Genomic DNA, 19,041 nt, shown 5'->3' on the forward strand with positions numbered 1-19,041 from the left:
TGAACGAACACCGCCGGTGCCTGTGGCCTGACACAAGGCACTAAGCCTTGCCCCGCCGATCTCGGCGGGGTCTTTTGTTTTATTCGTCCCCCGGTTCCGATATGAGATTTCTTACACTGTTGAGCACGTGAGGAGCCTCGGCCATGTCGGATGTTACAGCCAGCGAGTCCCGATTTGGGCGGTTCTTTGTGACCAAGCCGGATGAGTATGATCTGGACAACAAATACACCGAAGCAGCGCTGGAGCGGCATAAGCGCGAAGGGTTGGAGCTGGCCGTTCGTGCCCGCTGGGTGGCGATGGGGCTGACCGGCATTCTGTTGATCTACCTGAACACCAATTGGGATGTTCTGTGGTATCACTTCATTCTGTTGTTGATCTGCGCCAATGGTTGGCTGATCCGGCGTGCCGGGCGTGTTGGGCAGTCACGGGTCGAACTGTTGCTGATTTTTGTCGATCTGTTGATCATGACACTGGGGATGATTGTGCCCAATCCGTTCAGCGATGATGTGCGACCGCTGGCTATGCAATTTCGGTTCGACAACTTCCAGTATTTTTTCATCATTCTTGCGGCAGGAACCTTGGCCTATTCGTGGCGCACGGTCGTGGCTATCGGGACATGGACCGCGATGATGTGGACAGTGGGTTGGATTATCGCCTGGTGGGTGGCTACGCCAATTCCGGGCATCAGTGAGCGCGTGGCCGAGGCATTGGCAGGGTATCCCGATGTTGCAGTTCTGTTGGATCCCAACAGCTTTATGGTTCCTCAACGTATACAGCAGGTGATCGTGTTTCTGATGGTTGCGGTCACGCTTGGTATTTCCATGCGGCGGCTCAACCGGTTGTTGATGACGAATGCAGGGCTTGAAAGGGAACGCGCTAACCTGTCGCGATACTTCTCGCCAAATGTCGTGGACGAGCTCAGCCAGAATGATGAACCGCTCAAGCAGGTTCGCAAAGAAGACATCGCCGTTTTGTTCATAGACATCGTAGGGTTTACGAAATTCGCGGCCGGGCGCGACCCGTATGACGTCATCGAACTGCTGCGCGGCTTTCACGCCCGAATGGAAACGGAAGTGTTTCGTCACCATGGCACGTTGGACAAATATCTTGGGGACGGTTTGATGGCCACCTTCGGAACGCCGGTGCCAACCCCACTGGATGCCAGCAACGCGGTGGCTTGCGCGCTGGATATGGTGGATGTAATCGATCGCTGGAATCTGGAGCGGCGGCGGGCAGGCGAGCCGGAAATCCGCGTGGGCATAGGGGTTCACTACGGGTCGGTGGTATTGGGAGATATTGGGGCGAACCGATTGGAATTTGCGGTCATCGGAGATGCGGTGAATGTCTCTGCCAAACTTGAGGCGTTGACCCGCGATCTTGACGCTCGCGTAGTGCTGAGCGATGCGGTGCGAGCGAAAGTAATTCTGGAAGGTAACAACGCACCCGACCTCATGGCCGGTTTTGCGAGGCATGAAAACCAGCCTGTCCGCGGGGTACAGGGCGCTATGGATATTTGGGTCCATTAGGTCCAACGGCTCCCGCCGATCTGCCACGCATCGAAGATGCATGGCATCCCGTTGGGCCGTGCAGCGCCCGAGCGCGCCGCGGTCAGGATCGCGGCAGTGGGTTTAAAGACCTGTTGTAGGGTTTCCAGTCGGTGACTTCGGGATAATACTGTCTCCGCCACGCACGTACGCGGGGGTTCATGACACGACGCCACAGTGGTGGGATCATCGCAGCGACAGTCATCACAGGGTAGCCATAGGGAAGTTGCGGGGCCGCGTCCTCCGAGTGATGCTGCAGCAACGGAAAGCGCCGGTTGGGTTTGTAGTGGTGGTCAGAATGGCGTTGTAGGTTGATCAGTAGCCAGTTCGACGCTTTTTGCGAGGCGTTCCATGAATGGCGCGGCTGGACGTGTTCGTATTTTCCCTCGCCCAGGTGTTTGCGCGTCAGGCCGTAATGTTCGACGTAATTCACCAGTTCCAGTTGCCATATGGCGACGCCTGCCTGCACCAGGAACAGGGCAACGCCCGACCATCCCCCGAGCACGAAAGCCAACGCCAGCATACCCGCCTGAAGCGCCCAATAGCGCCAGAACGGGTTCGCCAGGTCGGTCCAAGGGCGTTGCTTGCGCGCCAGCTTGTCCCGTTCCGCGCGGAACGCGGACACGAGGCATTGCCACAGCACCCGAGGGTAAAACCGGTGGAACCCTTCGTTGTACCGTGCTGTGACCGGATCGCGCGGGGTCCCGACGTAGCGGTGGTGGACCAGCAGGTGTTCTGACCGGAAGTGGGAATACAGCACCATGGCCAGAAGGACATCTCCCAGCCAACGTTCCAGTCGCCCCTTCTGGTGCATCAGTTCATGACTGTAGTTGATCCCGATGGTGCCGGAGATCACGCCCATACCGAAGAACAAGCCAATTTTGCCCAGAACGGACAGGTGATCGGTGTGTGTTGCGTACCAGATCAGTCCAAACAGAGTTAGAAACTGAATCGGGGCCCATGTTTTGGTCAGCAGAACGTACCATTTCAGGCTGCTGTCTGGTGTGTCAGGGTCGACATTTTCGAGGTTTAGGCCCGTCAGCTGGTCCAGAACCGCGAATACCCACCAGGTCGAAAGTGGCACCAGCAAGACCCACCAGCCACCGGCAAACGCGGTAAGCCAGATAATGGGGATCAATAGGAGGGACACCCAGTACGGCAACGCTGCTTGCCAACGTGACAGACTTTCTGATGCGATCATCGCTTCGCTCCGAGAAACTGCTGGCAGACTAGCCTCACCCGACAAGGCCGCACAATGGGTTACGTAGAGCGCCAGAGATCATATGCTTTTCGCATGACCGTAGGCAGGTCACTGGGTCGGAACGCGTGCTTGTCCATGATAATCAGGTCACCCTGCGGCCTGTCGGCTGGCAGCGTGGCTGTCCAGATGCGCAGGATCAGGTGGAAATGCGTAAAGGTATGACGCACTTCGCCTGGTAACACTTGCCAGTCGCTTGGAAATGGCGGGACCTCAGCCGGCGCGTCTGTCCATTCCGAACCGGGCCAGCCCAGCATCCCGCCCAGCAGCCCTTTGTCGGGGCGGCGTTCCAGCAGCAAGGCTCCGTTATCGCCTTGGGCAATATAGACATGGCCATATCGGGTTGGCTTGGGCTTTTTAGGTGATTTGCGCGGCAGTTCGGCCTGCGTTCCTGCCACGCGGGATGCGCAGGGGTCACGGACGGGGCAGATCCCACAGGCCGGAGATTTTGGTGTGCAGATTGTGGCTCCTAAATCCATGACCGCCTGTGCGTAGTCTCCGGGTCGGGTGACAGGCGTCAGCACTGCAGCTTTGCTTTTTAGCAGTGGTTTCGACCCGGGCAGCGGGTCGTGGATGTCGTATAGGCGGGCCATCACCCGTTCGACATTGCCGTCCAACACGGTTTCAGGGCGATCAAAAGCGATGGCTGAGATCGCGGCGGCGGTATACGGGCCGATACCGGGCAATTTAAGCAGCGCATCATAGGTATCAGGAAACTGGCCGCTATAGTCGTCAGCTACGACCCTTGCGCATTTCAGAAGGTTGCGGGCGCGCGCATAATATCCAAGGCCGGCCCATTCCCCCATGACCTGATCATCCGGGGCCGCTGCCAGGGCCTGAACTGCCGGCCACCGGTTTGTGAACCGCATAAAATAGTCGCGTACCGCTGCAACGGTGGTCTGCTGCAGCATGACCTCGGACAACCAAACGCGGTAGGGGTCAGGCATCACGCCTGCAGCCCGATCGGCAGGGGCCACACGCCATGGCATCTCGCGCGCATGGCGGTCGTACCAGCCCAGCAGCGCGCTGCTCACATCAAATTCACCGGAGTCACGCAAGTTTTATCTATCTCCCTGTCGGGTTTCGCTGGCGCCCGTTGTCCCGCCCTTTACAATAGCGGCGCAGGAGTTGGAAACCAGATGCAGCGCAGACGTTCTTCGACCCGCGGGTTTAAACGCACCGCGACATTGCTGAACGACCAGATCAGGCGCGCCGGTGAAAGCCGGGGCTTTGCTGTGTCACGCCTGTTGACCCATTGGTCCGAAATCGTTGGACAGGATATAGCTGCCATCGCGCGGCCGGTGAACGTGGGCTATGGGAAGGGCGGAATCGGTGCAACGCTGACGGTGCTGACAACTGGCCCGCAGGCCCCGATGCTGGAAATGCAAAAGGAACAGCTGCGCGGAAAGGTGAATGCGGTCTATGGCTACAATGCGATCAGCCGGGTACGCATCACTCAGACCGCTCCGACAGGATTTGCCGAGGGGCAGGCCAGTTTCGACCACAAGCCGAAACAAGCAAAACCCAAGATCGAACCGGAAATCGCAGCCGAGGCGGACCGGGCGGCGCAAGATGTCACAGATGGTGATTTGCGCGCAGCCCTTGAACGCCTGGGCCGTAACGTTTTATCCAAGCAAAAACGCTGAGAAAGGGCTGAGAAATGAGCCGTATTGCAACCGGAATTTGTGCGGCCGTCGCCGTGGCCGCTGGCGGCTATTGGCTGTCGCTGTCAAATTCCAATTCAGTAAATCCGCTGATCAGCAGCGCCGAGGCGCAAGAGGCTGATCTGGACACGTCCACCATCGTCGAAATGACACTGGGCGCCGAAGACGCGCCGGTCGAGATCATCGAATATGCCTCCTACACCTGTCCTCATTGTGCGAATTTTCACAATGGTGCGTTCAAAGAGCTTAAGAAAGACTTCATCGACACCGGCAAAGTGAAGTTCATCTATCGTGAGGTCTATTTTGACCGCTATGGCCTGTGGGCGTCGATGGTTGCGCGTTGCGGCGGTCCCGAAAAGTTCTTTGGTATCTCGGACCTGATTTATGAAGGTCAGTCCGAATGGACCAAAGCCGGCGGCCCCGCCGAAATCGTCGACGAGCTGCGCAAAATCGGCCGTCTGGCGGGTATCGACAATGACCAGCTTGAAGCGTGCCTGCAGGACGGTACCCGCGCGCAGACGCTGGTGGCGTGGTATCAGGAAAATGCCGAACGTGACGGCGTTCAGGCCACCCCGTCCTTTGTCGTGAACGGCAAGAAGGTCGACAATCAATCCTACGAGGGCTTCAAGAAGCTGATCGAAGAAGAACTTGGCAGCTGATTGCTGTTGGCCGGCTCGCCAAGGGCCGGTCACCTACTTTGGTGATGGAGCAATTTGCAGCAGAATCTGCTTCACCTTCTCGGCCTCGGCAACTTTCAACCGAACAGGTAGCGTAATGACCTTGCTGCGAAACGCGGCAGGCAGGCGCACGGCGTCTTTTTCCGTGGTCACCATCTGCGCACCTAACAACCGCGCTTCGTTTTCAAGGCGGGTCATCAGAGCAGGCGTCAGCGGCTGGTGATCGTCCAGCGCCTCGGCTCGAAGTAGCGTCGCGCCTTGTTGGCGCAGCGTGGCAAAGAACTTTTCCGGATGGCCGATGCCCGCAAAGGCAAGAACCTGAGTATCGCTCCAATCCATGCCGGTTTGCAGCGGCTCAACCGCGCCTGTGGCATGCGGAACAGTCAGTCTTTGTCCCCAACGATCGGCGAATTCGGTTTGGGCATCCGCGTCGCCGAGGGACAACACCAGATCAGCGCGCTGTAATCCGATTTCCACCGGTTCTCTTAAGGGGCCAGCCGGCAGGCATTGCCCATTTCCGAAACCGCGTGCCGCATCCACCACGATGACCGAGAAATCCTTAGCCACCGAGGGGTTCTGAAACCCGTCATCCAACACGATGACTGTGGCACCTGCCGCCGCAGCTGCCTGGGCTCCTGCAGCGCGGTCCTTGGCAACCCAAACATCGGCAAAAGCCGCCAGCAACAGCGGCTCATCCCCGACCTGCGCTGCAGTGTGCTTGCCGGGGTCAACACGTACTGGCCCTTCGAGCGAACCACCGTGCCCGCGGGTGACCACATGCGTTTCATGCCAGGCATCGCGCAATTGCTCGATCATCCAGATCACGGTCGGCGTCTTGCCGGTACCGCCAGCATTCAGATTGCCGATGCAAATGACAGGGACTCCAGGTTTTAAACCAGTCCTGGAAGCGATCCGGCGGGCCGTTGCCTTGGCATAGAGCCGACCAAGCGGCGCCAGAAGCCGCGCGCGCAAGTCCAGCCGATCTGGCGCGGTATTCCAGAAATCAGGTGCTCGCATCATCCGCACTCCGCTGGTCCAGATAGTCCTGTATCAAGTCGATCAGGTGATCCGCCTGTGGTGCACCTTCGGTTACTATTCGCCAACCCGCCAGTGCCATATTGGCAGCTTGATCCGGCGCCAACAGCTCGACCACTGCATCGCCCAGCTCGGTGGCGGATCTGACGGTGCGCGCGGCACCGGCCCGGTCAAGCTGATCGTAAAGCTGTTGTTGGCTGTGCACAAACGGGCCGTGGATAACAGCTGATCCCAGCGCCGTGGCGATCAGCGGGTCTGCGCCTCCTGCTCCGCGTTCCAGTGAGCTGCCCATGAAGGTCACCGGCGATACACGGTGCCACAGGCCCAGATCCTCGGGCACGGCGGACAGGATCACTTGTGTCATGTCCTCGATCGTTCCGCTTTCGTCCCAGTTGGTACATCGCAGATCCATTGCCTCAAGCCGCCGGTGCAGCGGCCCGGCTTCTGTAATGTCGGCCACTTGCAGGACCAAAGCCAAACGCGGAAGCATGCGCATTGCCTGCCTATGGGCGCTGAGGACCGAGATAAATTCCTTGTCCTGCACCCATGCAGCCAGCCAGACCGGTCGGCCGGACAGCGAATGGTTTACTTCGATCAACTCGTCCTCGGGCCACGGGCGCGGGTTGGGACTGACGTGAAGGGGGGGTGCCTCTTTCACCTTGTTCGACGCAATGCCAAGCCGCCGAACCTGGCGGGCGGTGTCCGGTGTCGTGCACAGGATCGTCTGAAAACAGTCAATCGTGTATCGGGTTATGTCAGGCAGCCAACGGCCGCCTCGTGCGACTTTCACGTCCGCTTCTGCTTCGATCAACATCAGGGGAATCCCACGTTCATCGGCGCGCGTAATCACGTTTGGCATCAGGCCGCCTCCAACCCAAATGCCAATATCTGGCCGCCAATGATCCAGAAACGCGCGCGCAGCACCGGTTTGTTCAGAGGGCAGGTTGACCAGAGGGTATCCGCTGCTGGCCCATCGGGTCAGATCCGCATCGGGCGGCGCGGTCAGCACCACCGACAGGTTTGGTCGGGCTTGCTGCAGCCGCTGGCAAAAATCAATAATGGCACGGTGACGTTCCCATGCATTGATATGCAGCCACAGTACCTCACCTTCAGGCCGCGCAATCTCGCCGCTGCTGGTGGTATTCTGCATACCCCAGGACAGCACGCGATACGCGGCAAGGCTTAACGAGCGTGGCTTGCTCATGGTGCGATTCCAGGGCTTTCCGGTTCGAGTTGTTCCGACAGTAGTCCATAAACACCTGAACCCGCAGCGATCACACCGTTCAAACGCGGAAGTGCGTTGTTGAATCGCAGGGGCTGGCCCGCCCGGTCCGAGCACATGCCACTGGCTTCGCGAATGATCAGATCACCCGCGGCGATGTCCCATTCCCAGCTGGGCCTAAGCGTCATCATCCCGTCAAATCGCCCCTGCGCGACAAGCGCCATGCGATATGCCAGCGACGGCCTGTAGTTCCGTTTGAACTCGGGCACCTGTCCCTGACGCCAGTGCCGGGGTTGCAAGTTCGGTTTCGCGGCCAAAACCTCGGCGCTGTCCAGCGCGCAACGCTCGGTGACATTGATCGTTTCTTGGTTCAGTGTGGCGCCCTGACCTTTAGCCGCCGCATAAAGCAGGTCGCGTAACGGAAGGTAAATCACAGCTGCTGTGACCACGCCCTGCTCGGCGACGGCCAGTGAATGAGCCCAGGTCCGCGAACCCTCGGCAAAGCTGCGGGTCCCATCAATCGGGTCAATTATGAAAACGCGGTCTTTTGACAGCCTGTCCGGTGAATCCTCGGTCTCTTCGCTAAGCCAGCCATACCCCGGACGTGCCGCAGGCAACATTTGTTCAAGCATCGCATTGACGGCAAGATCGGCTTCAGTCACGGGACCGGCGCCGTCGGGTTTATCCCAGCGTTCCGCAGTGGCCCCCGAAAACCGTGTGGCGATCTTTCCGGCCTCTAATGCGGCGTCAATAAGCAGTTGCAGGTCAGTTGCCGGCAAGTGTCATTCCTTCGATCAGGATCGATGGCACCACGCGGGACAAATACGTGCGAGCGTCATTTGCCGGAATTATCCGTTTCAGCATGTCGCGCAAATTGCCTGCGATTGTGCATTCGTTGACCGGGTGGGTAATCTCACCGTTGTCGACCCAAAAGCCCGATGCCCCGCGTGAGTAATCGCCGGTGTTGGGGTTGATTGTCGACCCGATCATCGAGGTCACCAGCAGGCCGGTCCCCATATCGCGCACCAAATCGTCGCGGCTGTGCTGGCCCGGGGTCAGGCTGAGGTTCCAGTTGCTTGGTGACGGAGGACCTGACACGCCGCGGGCCGCATTACCGGTTGAGTTCATGCCCAGTTTCCGCGCGCTGGACAAATCCAGCGTCCACCCGGTTAGAACCCCGTCTTCAATGATTGCCCTTTGTTGTGTCGGCAAACCTTCGGCGTCAAACGGGCGCGAACCCGAGATTCGCGGGCGGTGCGGGTCTTCGAGCAGCGACAGATGTTCTGGCAGCACCTGCTCTCCCAGACTGTCCTTAAGCCAAGACGCGCCACGGGCAATTGCTGCGCCGTTGCTGGCGGCCAGCAAATGACCGATCAGCGAAGATGAAATCCGCTCGTCAAACAGAACCGGGAATGTACCTGTCGCGGGCTTTTGTGCCCCAATCAGCGCAACGGCGCGTTCACCTGCTGTTCGGCCAATTTCATCGGGGCTGCGCAAGTCGTTTTGAAACGTTCGGCTGTCGCCGTCATAATCACGCTCCATCCCCGTGCCTTCGCCAGAGATGGCCACGCAAGAGGTCGAGCGACTGCTGCGGGAATATCCCCCGGAAAAGCCATTTGTGGCAGCCAGATGCACGCGGTGAGTGCCATATGCGGCCGCGGCGTCTGATACTTGGGACACGCCTTCTATGGTCAAAGCGGCGGCTTCGGCGGACAGTGCATCTTGCAAAAGCGCTTCTGCTGATGGCTCGGGCGTTGGGTCGAATTGTTCCAGTGCCGAGATATCCCAATCTTTTGCAAGCTGGTCGGGCGCGGCGAGACCTGTAAAGGGATCTTCCGGTGCTTCGCTGGCCATCGCTACCGCACGTTCCGCCATCGCCGTCAGCGTTTCGGGACGGCTGTCCGAACTTGAAACGATTGCCTGCCGCTTGCCCAGAAAAACACGCAGCCCCAGGTCGGCACCTTCGGATCGTTCGGCGTTTTCCAAGGCGCCATTGCGCACCTCTACCGAAACCGAAGAGCCGTCCAGAACGATAGCATCCGCCGCTTCGGCCCCGGCCTTGCGGGCCGCGTCCAGCAGGTTATGGCTGATTTCTTCGGGTGTGCGGGTCATGAGGCCTCCGGTCTGTGTGCATTCGACCTAGCCTTGGACTGCCGGTCTCGCAAGGCCTGCAGCTATTTTAGGTTGAGCAATTTGAGTTGAAAGGACGATCGGCTTGATCCACCCGGTGCCGGAATTTGCACCAAGCGCCGGTTTGGGAAGGCGGCGATGCCGCCTTCCCAAAGTGTTACTTGATACGTTGGCCGTTCGCCAGAATCTGACCATCTGCGGTGAACTCGATTTCCGAATTCAGTGTGTCGGGCTCGTCACCCGGCACAGCCATCAGACCCATCATCATCCGCGCGCCCATTGCGTCGCTTTCTGACACCAGCCCCATCCCGATCAGCTTGTCGATCAGCGCGTTGGCACCATTCAGCTTCAGCTTGGCAACGCCGGTCGGCGTGGGCATCCCGTCGAATTCCGAGGTGTTGGAGTTATCGAAGGTGAAATCGCCTTCGCCGGTCAGCTTGGCGCCGACCAGAGATACCAGCAACTCGTTGATTTTCAGCGAATGCAGCTCACCCGGTGCTATGTCAGATGCATCCAGTTCTTCAACAGCGGCCGGATCAAAGATGTTCATCAGAACCTTGGCGGTTCCGGTCGTGTCCAGCGCAATTGTCGCCGGATCGCGCGGCAGGGCGCCTGCCGGGTCGAACATGCTCCACAAGATATCCGACATGGTGAAGTCGGTCAGGTTCATCGCGAAACCAAACGGCTGGATTTCCTCGGATTCCTGTACCGGAATTTCAAACTTGAACCCGGCATTCTCCATCGCGATTTCGATTGGGAAAGGCAGATCGGCGGTCGTCACTGCAACTTTTGCGCTGTTCTGCTCGATGTCATAGGCAAGGCGTTCGGCGTCGATGCTGGCGCCAAATTTGCCGCCCTGGGACTCGCTTCCGACCGAGAATGATTCACCTTCGCTGGTGCCCGCGATGGCGTTCTGGCCGGATCCGTAGGTGAACAGACCCGAGAACGAAAAGCCCGCCTTATAAAAGGCCTGCGGATCCGAGATGTCGAAGCCAGACGGAATAACGTTTGTGCCTTCAAACGCCAGCTGGCTCATCGAGCCGTCAATCTTGGCCGCATCGCCAGTGTCCGGGTCCTTGAATGCCATATCATAGGTCATACCGCCCGCGGTGAACTTCTGATCGATGTCACGGTTTTCGCCGATTTTCATCAGCGAGCTGCCCGCAAGCTCGGTCATGTTCAGGTTAAGGGCCAGCGCTTCAGCGGGCATCTTTTCGCCATCCACGGTAACATCGTCCAGCTTGATCCCCAGCGCGTCGGCGGAATAATCGTAAGTCATCTCATCCTTAGAGCCCGAAACGACCATGGTCATCCCGCTCTGCGAATAATCGATATTGACCGAAAACTTTTCGCCTTCCCCCTCTCCGGATATGGTCATCGGGAAATTCTCGGGGAAACCAATACTGACTGTACCGTCGCCGTTTTCAGTCAGGGTCATTTCTGGAATGACCATCTGAAAAGCTGCCTCTTCTTCCGGCAAGTCCATCAACATGGCCATGTTGGCAATCGTTGTGACATTTCCAGCAACGGATTCGTCGCCTGAAACGGTATAACCCATCTGACCCAGATAGGTTTTCCAGTCATTCCAGACATCCTGCGAGGTCAGGTCGGCAAGTGCGCCTTGTGTGATAACGGCATAAGCCAATACAGCACCGCAACTGCGGCGAAGGAAAACGGACATTACAGTACCCTTCTAGATAATTTTGCCGGCATCGTCGTGCTTGTGACGTCGGGCGTCAAGGGGCAAGGGCTGGACCCTTTCCCCCTTCGCGCGGTAAGCATTCACACAAATTCAAACCGTTGGAGGTATAGGAACCAAATGCAGGGGAAAACCGTACTGATAACCGGGGCAAGCCGCGGCATCGGAGCAGAGGCAGGGCGCCTTTTTGCCGCAGCAGGTGCGAACGTGGCGCTGGTCGCGCGTAGCCGCGATCAGATCGCCGCATTGGCATCTGCGCTGGGCGAAAACGCAATCGCACTGGAATGTGACGTCAGTGATTTTGCGCAGGTCGAACAGGCCGTTGCAGATTGCGTCGACCGCTTTGGTGGTTTGGATGTTCTGATCGGGAATGCCGGTGTTATTGACCCGATCTTCCATCTTTCGAACGCGGATGTCGCGGCCTGGGACAAGGCGATCGACATAAACCTCAAGGGTGTGTTCTACGGAATGCGCGCTGCCCTGCCCATCATGCGCGCAGCCGGTGGAGGCACCGTGCTGACCGTATCATCAGGCGCGGCCTCGAACCCGGTTGAGGCATGGAGCCACTATTGTGCCTCCAAGGCCGGTGCAAAAATGCTGACGGAATGCCTCCATCTTGAGGAATCGTTGCACGGAATCCGCGCCATGGGTCTGTCCCCGGGCACCGTGGCGACGGATATGCAGCGGGTCATCAAGACAAGCGGTATCAACGCCGTCAGCCAGTTGGACTGGAGCGATCATATTCCTGCCGATTGGCCAGCCAAGGCGCTGCTGTGGATGTGCACGGAGGATGCCGATGAATTTTTGGGGTCCGAAATCTCGCTGCGGCGCGAAGATATTCGACAAAGGGTTGGGTTGGCGTGATCGAACTGAGCAAAGAAGACGGGTTGTGGATCGTCACCCTGAACAACCCCGGCAAAGCTAACGCGTTGACCGGGGCGATGTTGACCGAATTGGCCGAGATTGCCGAGGCCGCCATCGAGGCGCGCGCGTTTATCCTGACCGGAGCGGGCAGCGTGTTCAGCGCCGGGGCCGATCTGGACGAGGCGCGCGCCGGGCTTGCAACCTCGGACGTATGGGAGCGTTTGTCGGGTGCGATCGCTGCCTTGCCGTGCCTGACGGTTGCTGCTTTGAATGGCACTTTGGCCGGCGGCGCGAACGGGATGGTGCTCGCATGTGACATTCGAATTGCGGTCCCTTCCGCCAAGTTTTTTTATCCTGTGATGAAGCTGGGCTTTCTGCCGCAACCGTCCGATCCTGTGCGCATGTCGGCGCTGATAGGGCCGTCACGCACCAAGTTGGTCCTGATGGCCGGGCAAAAGATCACCGCGGATGAGGCCTATGCCTTTGGCTTGGTGGATCGGGTGGTGGCACCGGATAAACTTATGCAAACTGCGCGCGAGCTGGTCGCTGACAGCGTCGCCGCCGATCCAAGGATCGCGGCAGGAATCGCCGGGCTGTGCGCATGAGGCTATCTGGTTTGCGACTGCGCGTCGCTGATCCCGAAAAGTTGAGTGATTTCTATTCGAATGTCCTTGGTATGTCAGTTCGGGACCAGGGTGTGTGCCTGCGCATGGGTTATCCCGGGCAAAACGCCGATTTGTTGCTGATGCCCGGTGGCGGGGGCTACACCCATGACACAGGCCAACGCTATTGGAAAATCGGCATAACCGTACCGGATGTCGATCTGGCCGCAGCATTCCTGCGTGAAAAGGGAATAGAGGTTTCGGTCCCGAAGCAGTTTCTGGACATCGGGTATATGTGCCATCTCAAAGACCCCGAAGGATTTGTGATCGAGCTGCTTCAGCATGATTTCGAAGGCAACCGGCCGCCAAACGCAGCAGATCCGAGCGATCCGTTTGCGCAAGCTTGTATCGGCCAGATCACCCTGCGAACCGGAAATATAGCAGCAGAGGATGCATTTTGTCGCGCCAACGGTATGCGTTTGCTTTCGGTGCAAGACATTGATCAATACGGCTTTGATCTGCATTTTTACGCGTTTACTGACGATGTTCCGCCACACGCTGACTTGTGGGCAGTAGAAAACCGCGAATGGCTATGGAAACGCCCCTACACAACGTTGGAGTTCCAACACGTCGAAGGCGTCAGGTTCGCCAATGTACCCGATTATCGCGGGTTGGAGTTTCAGGGGCTTGCCGCGCCGACGCGGGACGCGTTTGGCGACCCGGTTAATCCCGGCTGATCAACGCCCGCGCCGCTTGCCCGGAACCTTCGACCGAAACCCGGGCGGGCGTTTGTGGACCCAATTCAGGAATTTTTCCAGCCGAGGGTGGGCGCGCAGTGCCTCCACAGTATTGAATTCACGGGCCAATTCGGCTTCTGTCAGGGTCGCGTGCACCTCTTTATGGCAGATCTGGTGCAGCAGGACAGTGGGTCCTCCCTTGCCCCCTTTGAGTTTTGGGATCAGATGGTGCAGGCTTCCGCCCCCATCCGGGATCGGACGGCGGCAGAGCGGGCAGATCGGATCGCTGTTCGTCATCACACAGGTAAGGTTGCGCCGGGTGGCGCGAAAGGCAAGAGGGCAGGGATGGCACAGGCACTGGTGATCGGCGGAGGACCCGCAGGCCTGATGGCAGCCGAGGAACTGGCCAAAGCCGGGCATTCCGTTGTGGTGGCAGATGCGAAACCTTCGGTAGCGCGGAAATTCCTGATGGCCGGGAAATCCGGGCTGAACCTGACCAAGGACGAGCCGTTTGAGACTTTGCTGAAGTCCTATGGTGCGGCCGCAGACTGGTTACGACCAATGATTGCCGAGTTCGATGCTTCAGAGGTGCAAACATGGGCGCGGGGGCTGGGGCAAGAACTGTTCACAGGCTCGACCGGGCGGGTGTTTCCAGTGTCGATGAAAGCCTCTCCGCTGTTGCGGGCGTGGTTGGCGCGGCTTGCAGATGCGGGTGTGCAGGTCAGAACACGCTGGCGCTGGGTCGGTTGGGACGGTGCCCAATCCGTTTTCGATACGGACGAGGGCAGGCAAAGCCTGAGCCCCGATGTGACGGTTCTTGCGCTGGGTGGGGCAAGCTGGTCGCGGTTGGGCTCAGACGGCGCCTGGGCGGATGTGCTGCAAGATAATGGCGTGCCCCTCGCACAATTTGCACCCGCAAACTCGGCCATTTCCGTCGACTGGAGCCCTCATATGCAGCCGCATTTCGGCGCGGCTTTGAAATCGGTGCGTTGGATGGCGGGAGAGCTCGAAAGTCGCGGCGAAGCTGTTATTTCCGCAACCGGGTTGGAGGGCGGCGGATTATACTCGCTGACCCCGGCCCTGCGCGCAGGCGCGGACCTTTTTGTCGATCTTTTGCCTGATGTAACGGCAACGACGCTGCAGGACCGACTGGCGGCAAAGAGCTCGAAAACCACCGTTTCGCAGTGGTTGAAAAAGTCGCTTAAACTGCAGCCGCAAAAGATCGCGCTGTTTCATGAGATGTCAAAACGCTGTGCATTGCCGAAGGGTCAAGAGGCAAATGCGCTGAAGCAACTGCCAATCTACGGTGCGGGTTTGCGCCCGATGGATGAGGCTATTTCTACGGCCGGGGGCATACAAAGCGGCGCATTTGATGAAGGGCTCATGCTGACAAAACGTCCCGGAGTGTTCTGCGCGGGTGAAATGCTGGATTGGGAGGCCCCGACCGGGGGCTATCTGCTGACGGCCTGCCTGGCGACCGGCCGCTGGGCCGGGCGCGCGGCTGCCGATTGGCTGGATCAAAGCAATTAGCGGGTGCGCGCCAGCATCGCCAAACGGATCATGGCGCGTTCGACCAACGCCATGGCCGGTGCCGTTTGCCCGGCAGAACGCAGCGAAAGATCCGTATCAGTGAGAACGGTCAATGCGGTCTGCAATTTTTGCGCACCCCACCCCTGAGCTTGGCGCAAAATGCGGTCGCGACGCTTTCCATAAACCGGGGGGCGCAGCTTGCCGATGCCCTGCGCTGCTCCGCCCGGGTCGGATGCACACGCATATAAGGTGCGGAAATGCCGCGTCGCACCGATGCACAGGCTGACCGCATTGGTTCCCTGCGATTGCAGCCGACGGATCAACGGGCCTATTTCGCCGGCACGGCCTTCGGCAACCACGTTCAGGACATCGTCCAGTGCTGCCTCGGTCGAGCGGGGCGCGCAGGCTTCGAGGTCTTCTATGGTCAATTCGGAACTGTCGCCGCGCTTGTAAAGCGACAGTTTTTCAATCGTTTGTGCAAAGTCACCGGGGCTGATGCCCGATGCCAGCTCGGCAATAGCTGACATCGAATCGTTGGGAATTTTCCTCAAACCGGCCTCAGACAGAACTCGTTCTACCTCAGCTCGCGATGGAGGGTCGTCATAGATGCCGACTGCATAGGCCGAGCGGTGTGCTTCGAACGCTTTGCGGATTTTAGAACTGGCCTTTAGCTGTCCGGCGGTGACGATGATCTGGGCGTCCCCGGGCGTCCAATCTTCCAGTGCCCCCAGGATTGCGGGGGCTGCCGCGTCGGTTGTGTCTTCGACGAACACAGCGCGAGGACCGGGAAAGAACCCGACCGCTTTGACCGCATCCAGCAACAAGGCCGGATCGCCACGCAGATCGCTTCCAGGCAGGCGGGTCAGCCGCATCTCTTCTTCGGCATTGGCTCCCAGAAGCGCCGCCAGAACCTGCTGACGCTTCAGTGCCACCCGCATTGCATCCGCACCGTAGATCAACAGCCCGGTCTTGTCCGCGTCGGGTTTCGAGAAGTACCCCTCGGCCTCGCGCGGGTTTAGCTTCATGTGGACAGGCCTGGTGTGGCGTAAAGGCGGCTGATGATCTGATCAGACAGAATCACCATCAGGCGTTGCGTGGCATCCCGCTCATCAGCCAAGGTGGACACGGTGGAACCAGCGGCTGAATACCCCACGAAGTCCGTCACTGTACCCGAAGCAACTACTTGCCCAGTCGCATTCGACCGAAGCGAATAACTGGCCGTTCCGTTGATGGTAAGACGGTTGGTTTCGTTCGTGGTGGTGATCGACGCCGCCACGGTCTGAGTCACGACGGATACATCCAGACTGTACTCACTGCCGGACGTCGCGCTGCGGCCAAGCTTTTGCTCCAGATCTTCGACCAGAAGAAAGCTGCCGACTGTGCTGGGCGCGGACACTTCCACCCGACCGAAAAGAGCCGAGCCAGAACCTCCCGGAGCGTACACGGGTTCAAAACCGCAAGCGGCAAGCGCCAGCGGAATCAACAACAAGGTTCTGCGATTAAACGACGACATTCACAATCCGGCCCGGTACAACGATCACTTTCTTGGGTGCAGCGCCATCCAGCGCCTTTTGCACAGCTTCGGTGCTTAGCGCGATTTTTTCAACCTCGTCCTTGGGCATATCCTTGCCCACGCTGATTTCCGCACGGCGCTTGCCGTTAATCTGGATCGGCAGGGTGACGGTATCGTCAACCAACATGGCTTCGTCCGCAACCGGCCATGGTGCTGTGGCAACCAGTCCTTCGCCACCCAACAGCTGCCAGAGTTCCTCGGACAGGTGCGGGGTCATCGGCGACATCAGCTGTGCCAGTGTTTTGGCGGCTTCGCGCTTGGCTGCGGTGCCTGCCTTGGATTTGGCCAGTGTGTTGGTGAACGCATAGAGCTTGGCGATCGAGGCGTTGAAGCCGAACGATTCGACCCCGCCTGTGACGTCATGGGTGGCTTTGTGCATCTCGCGCAGGAGGGTTTCATCCTCGGCATTGGCCGGAACATTGGATTCGGCGATTTCCGATGCGATTCGATGCACACGGCTAAGGTGCTTGAATGCAGCCTCGGCCCCTGAAGCTGTCCATTCTACGTCCCGTTCTGGCGGCGAATCGGACAATACGAACCAGCGCGCAGTATCCGCGCCGAAGGCCGAAATGATGCTGACCGGATCCACGACGTTTTTCTTGGACTTCGACATCTTTGCCGAGGGGATGATCTCGACCTCGGTACCGTCGGCCAGTTTGCCGTCGGTCACATCTTCGGGCAGGTGATAGACCGGACGGCCATTGGCGTCGCGGGTCTGGTAGATCTCATGTGTCACCATGCCTTGGGTGAACAGCGCATTGAACGGCTCAATGGCTTTTTTCGGCAGGTGGCCTGTGATGTTCATCGCCCGCGCGAAGAAGCGCGAATAAAGCAAGTGCAGAATCGCGTGCTCAATTCCGCCGATATACTGGTCGACGTTCATCCAGTATTCAGCTTCAGCCAGATCAGTGGGCGTTTCAGCGCGCGGGGCGGTGAAACGCGCGAAATACCAAGACGAATCGACGAATGTATCCATCGTATCGGTTTCGCGCTTGGCGGGCGCGCCGCACGACGGACATGGGGTATCCCGCCAATTGGGATGGCGGTCCAGCGGGTTGCCAGGGATCGAGAAGTCGATGGCTTTGCCGTTGCCATCGTCATAGGGCAATTGAATCGGCAGGTTCTCTTTCTTCTCGGGCACCGTCCCGCATTTTTCGCAGTGCACGACGGGAATCGGGCAACCCCAGTAGCGCTGGCGGCTCAAGCCCCAGTCGCGCAGGCGGAATTTGGTAACGCCTTCGCCCCAACCGGCCTTTTCAGCGAAATCGACGGTGGCATTGATCGCCTCGTCACCTGTGGCCTCTGTCAGACCAGCAAAATGGTTCACCCAGCGGACTTTTTCAGTTTTGGGCGGTACAAAGGCGATCTTGTCGACTGGTGTGTCATCATCCAGGGCAAAGAAGGTATCGACCACCGGCAGGCCGTATTTGCGGCAGAAGTCGAGGTCGCGCTGATCATGCGCCGGGCAGGCAAAGATCGCGCCGGTGCCGTAATCCATCAGGATGAAATTCGCGATCCAGACCGGCAGTTCCCAGTTCGGGTCCAGCGGGTGTTTGACCTTGATGCCAGTGTCATAGCCCAGCTTCTCGGCGGTCTCGATGGCCTCTTCCGTTGTTCCGCCCTTGCGGCATTCGGAAACGAATTCAGCAACTTCAGGGTTTTCGGCCTCAAGTTGCTTGGCAATCGGATGATCTGGCGAAATGCCGACAAAGGACGCACCCAACAGTGTATCGGGGCGTGTCGTATAAACGGTGATCGGCTCATCGCCATCGGTGCGTTCGAACCCGAATTGCAGACCGCGTGATTTTCCGATCCAGTTTTCCTGCATCAGACGCACTTTGGCTGGCCAATTGTCCAGCGTATCCAGCGCGTCGAGCAATTCCTCGGAATAGTCGGAGATCTTAAAGAACCACTGGGTCAGCTCGCGGCGCTCAACCAACGCGCCCGAGCGCCAGCCGCGGCCGTTTTCTACCTGTTCATTTGCCAGAACGGTCATGTCGACCGGGTCCCAGTTCACCACAGCGTTTTTGCGATAAACCAATCCGGCATCGAGCATATCCAGGAACAAAGCCTGCTGTTGGCCATAATATTCAGGGTCACAGGTGGCGAATTCGCGGGACCAGTCAATGGACAGACCCAACGGCTTCATCTGTCCGCGCATGTCGGCGATATTGCTGTACGTCCAGTCTTTGGGGTGTCCGCCAATGGCCATAGCAGCGTTTTCTGCTGGCATCCCAAAGGCATCCCAGCCCATCGGGTGCAGCACGTTATGGCCGGTTGCCAGCTTGTGCCGAGCAATGACATCACCCATCGTATAGTTGCGCACATGTCCCATGTGGATGCGGCCAGACGGATAGGGGAACATCTCAAGCACATAGTATTTCGGCTTGTCCGCCTTGTGGTTGGCGGTGAAGATCCCGGCCTTGTCCCAGGCCTCTTGCCATTTTGCTTCGATTTCGGTGGCCGAGTAGCGCGACATTGTGCGGTCCTTCGTGAATGAAAACGC

18 protein-coding genes are annotated in these 19,041 nt (G+C 58.8%); 7 read left to right on the top strand and 11 right to left on the bottom strand.

The genetic code is table 11. The annotated features are described in order from the left end of the window. Positions 1-143 precede the first annotated feature (143 nt). The gene (locus ACR0AK_RS00355) at positions 144-1,526 is read left to right on the top strand and encodes an adenylate/guanylate cyclase domain-containing protein (protein WP_480792008.1); all 1,383 of its coding nucleotides are present in this window, start codon (positions 144-146) and stop codon (positions 1,524-1,526) included. A gap of 82 nt (positions 1,527-1,608) precedes the next feature. On the opposite strand, the gene ACR0AK_RS00360 is transcribed toward ACR0AK_RS00355, so the two are convergent. Together ACR0AK_RS00360 and mutY are read right to left on the bottom strand one after the other, a co-directional pair. Continuing rightward, positions 1,609-2,745 (bottom strand): alkane 1-monooxygenase, encoded by a 1,137-nt coding sequence (locus ACR0AK_RS00360; protein WP_480792009.1) that lies wholly within the window; start codon positions 2,743-2,745, stop codon positions 1,609-1,611. Positions 2,746-2,804: 59 nt separating this feature from the next. Then, positions 2,805-3,860, bottom strand: a complete 1,056-nt coding sequence (gene mutY / locus ACR0AK_RS00365) for an A/G-specific adenine glycosylase (protein WP_480792010.1) — start codon at positions 3,858-3,860, stop codon at positions 2,805-2,807. Between the two features lie 81 nt (positions 3,861-3,941). Between mutY and ACR0AK_RS00370 the strand changes: the two genes are divergently transcribed. Both ACR0AK_RS00370 and ACR0AK_RS00375 read left to right on the top strand, forming a co-directional pair. Then, positions 3,942-4,448 carry a DUF721 domain-containing protein gene (locus ACR0AK_RS00370; protein WP_480792011.1) on the top strand — a complete coding sequence of 169 codons (507 nt, stop codon included), beginning with the start codon at positions 3,942-3,944 and terminating at the stop codon, positions 4,446-4,448. A gap of 14 nt (positions 4,449-4,462) precedes the next feature. Next, the gene (locus ACR0AK_RS00375) at positions 4,463-5,125 is read left to right on the top strand and encodes a DsbA family protein (RefSeq protein ID WP_480792012.1); all 663 of its coding nucleotides are present in this window, start codon (positions 4,463-4,465) and stop codon (positions 5,123-5,125) included. A 33-nt stretch (positions 5,126-5,158) separates the two neighbouring features. On the opposite strand, the gene lpxK is transcribed toward ACR0AK_RS00375, so the two are convergent. From lpxK to ACR0AK_RS00400, 5 genes are all read right to left on the bottom strand, one after another. Further along, the gene (lpxK, locus tag ACR0AK_RS00380; protein ID WP_480792013.1) at positions 5,159-6,160 is read right to left on the bottom strand and encodes a tetraacyldisaccharide 4'-kinase; all 1,002 of its coding nucleotides are present in this window, start codon (positions 6,158-6,160) and stop codon (positions 5,159-5,161) included. After that, positions 6,147-7,382 (bottom strand): 3-deoxy-D-manno-octulosonic acid transferase, encoded by a 1,236-nt coding sequence (locus ACR0AK_RS00385; RefSeq protein WP_480792014.1) that lies wholly within the window; start codon positions 7,380-7,382, stop codon positions 6,147-6,149. Before ACR0AK_RS00385 ends, lpxK begins: the two co-directional genes overlap by 14 nt. Continuing rightward, entirely contained in the window at positions 7,379-8,179 is an 801-nt protein-coding gene (locus ACR0AK_RS00390) for a 3'(2'),5'-bisphosphate nucleotidase CysQ (RefSeq protein ID WP_480792015.1), read from the bottom strand. Before ACR0AK_RS00390 ends, ACR0AK_RS00385 begins: the two co-directional genes overlap by 4 nt. Next, on the bottom strand, positions 8,166-9,512 hold the full coding sequence (locus ACR0AK_RS00395; RefSeq protein ID WP_480792016.1) for a TldD/PmbA family protein: 1,347 nt from the start codon (positions 9,510-9,512) through the stop codon (positions 8,166-8,168). The genes ACR0AK_RS00390 and ACR0AK_RS00395 overlap by 14 nt, the downstream gene beginning before the upstream one ends. 175 nt (positions 9,513-9,687) lie before the next feature. Continuing rightward, complete coding sequence (locus tag ACR0AK_RS00400; RefSeq protein ID WP_480792017.1) at positions 9,688-11,211, bottom strand: DUF2125 domain-containing protein; 1,524 nt, start codon at positions 11,209-11,211, stop codon at positions 9,688-9,690. 138 nt (positions 11,212-11,349) lie between these two features. Between ACR0AK_RS00400 and ACR0AK_RS00405 the strand changes: the two genes are divergently transcribed. Genes ACR0AK_RS00405 through ACR0AK_RS00415 form a run of 3 tightly spaced genes read left to right on the top strand, consistent with a single transcriptional unit; the run spans position 11,350 to position 13,432 of the window. Next, positions 11,350-12,093, top strand: a complete 744-nt coding sequence (locus ACR0AK_RS00405; RefSeq protein ID WP_480792018.1) for an SDR family oxidoreductase — start codon at positions 11,350-11,352, stop codon at positions 12,091-12,093. Next, positions 12,090-12,698 carry an enoyl-CoA hydratase/isomerase family protein gene (locus ACR0AK_RS00410; protein ID WP_480792019.1) on the top strand — a complete coding sequence of 203 codons (609 nt, stop codon included), beginning with the start codon at positions 12,090-12,092 and terminating at the stop codon, positions 12,696-12,698. Before ACR0AK_RS00405 ends, ACR0AK_RS00410 begins: the two co-directional genes overlap by 4 nt. Then, positions 12,695-13,432 (top strand): VOC family protein, encoded by a 738-nt coding sequence (locus tag ACR0AK_RS00415; protein ID WP_480792020.1) that lies wholly within the window; start codon positions 12,695-12,697, stop codon positions 13,430-13,432. The genes ACR0AK_RS00410 and ACR0AK_RS00415 overlap by 4 nt, the downstream gene beginning before the upstream one ends. Here ACR0AK_RS00415 and ACR0AK_RS00420 read toward each other — a convergent pair whose 3' ends face one another. After that, positions 13,433-13,729, bottom strand: coding sequence for an HNH endonuclease (locus ACR0AK_RS00420; RefSeq protein ID WP_480792021.1), 297 nt, complete (start codon positions 13,727-13,729; stop codon positions 13,433-13,435). Positions 13,730-13,777: 48 nt separating this feature from the next. Between ACR0AK_RS00420 and ACR0AK_RS00425 the strand changes: the two genes are divergently transcribed. Further along, positions 13,778-14,962, top strand: a complete 1,185-nt coding sequence (locus tag ACR0AK_RS00425) for a TIGR03862 family flavoprotein (protein WP_480792022.1) — start codon at positions 13,778-13,780, stop codon at positions 14,960-14,962. Here ACR0AK_RS00425 and holA read toward each other — a convergent pair. Genes holA through leuS form a run of 3 tightly spaced genes read right to left on the bottom strand, consistent with a single transcriptional unit; the run spans position 14,959 to position 19,014 of the window. Continuing rightward, complete coding sequence (holA, locus tag ACR0AK_RS00430) at positions 14,959-15,987, bottom strand: DNA polymerase III subunit delta (protein ID WP_480792023.1); 1,029 nt, start codon at positions 15,985-15,987, stop codon at positions 14,959-14,961. The two genes, ACR0AK_RS00425 and holA, sit on opposite strands and share 4 nt — an antisense overlap. Beyond that, positions 15,984-16,475 carry an LPS assembly lipoprotein LptE gene (gene lptE / locus ACR0AK_RS00435; protein WP_480792024.1) on the bottom strand — a complete coding sequence of 164 codons (492 nt, stop codon included), beginning with the start codon at positions 16,473-16,475 and terminating at the stop codon, positions 15,984-15,986. The genes holA and lptE overlap by 4 nt, the downstream gene beginning before the upstream one ends. Then, positions 16,462-19,014, bottom strand: a complete 2,553-nt coding sequence (gene leuS, locus ACR0AK_RS00440) for a leucine--tRNA ligase (RefSeq protein ID WP_480792025.1) — start codon at positions 19,012-19,014, stop codon at positions 16,462-16,464. The genes lptE and leuS overlap by 14 nt, the downstream gene beginning before the upstream one ends. Positions 19,015-19,041 lie beyond the last annotated feature (27 nt).

Source organism: Ruegeria sp. BI12 (assembly GCF_056537985.1).